Below are 759 nucleotides of genomic sequence, written 5' to 3' on the forward strand. Positions count from 1 at the left end.
GCCCGGCGGCGACACCGGCTCCTCCTCCGGCGGCCGCGTGCCGTCGGAGGGCTGTCCGGGCTGCGGCTGCGGCGGCTGCTGCGCGCGCTGGGGCCTGCCGCGGAGCGGGGCGTCGGGGCCCTCGCCGTGGTCGTCGGAACTCATGCACCGAGTCGATCCCGGGCACCGCCGCCCCGCATCCCGGGCGCGGCCGAACGGCTGGCGGCGGCGGGGTCAGCCGCGGGCCACGTACGTGCGTCCCGCCTTGTCGTGCCAGCACTGCCGCCACGGCTTGTCGAAGGCGCACCACAGCACGTTCAGCAGCCCGACGAGCGGCAGCAGCACGAACACCGCGTACGTCAGCCAGCGGCGCAGCGCCGAGCCGGTCTCCGGCGGGTCCTGCGACTCGATGTCCAGCACCCGCACGCCGAACAGCCGCTTGCCGGGCGTACGCCCCCACCTGGCCGTCGGCAGCGCCTCCACGATCAGGCCGAGGACGAGGAAGAGGCCGAGGACGACCGCCAGGTACGGGCCGGTGGTGCCGTCGATGAGCCAGACGGTGACGGTCGTGCCGGACTTCTCGGCGGCGTCGATCTTGTCCTGGACGTGGTCCACGGACTTGCTCACCAGCGGCACCGCGACCGCGGCGACGACGCCGCCGACCAGCAGCGCGTCCACCAGCCGGGCGCCGAGCCGGCGGCCCAGCCCGGCGGGCGTGGCGGTGTTCGGCGCCGCGCTGCCGAAGGGGTCGGAGGCCGGCGGGCGCCACGGCACGACGGG

General features: G+C 76.5%; 1 protein-coding gene. It reads right to left on the reverse strand.

Annotation, left to right across the window (positions count from 1 at the left end; genetic code table 11):
- Positions 1-213: 213 nt before the first annotated feature.
- The coding region (locus ABD317_RS37425) for an RDD family protein (RefSeq protein ID WP_344296598.1) at positions 214-759 on the reverse strand (546 nt) is incomplete at its 5' end.

It is taken from the genome of Streptomyces synnematoformans (assembly GCF_039531005.1).
Taxonomy (GTDB): domain Bacteria; phylum Actinomycetota; class Actinomycetes; order Streptomycetales; family Streptomycetaceae; genus Streptomyces; species Streptomyces synnematoformans.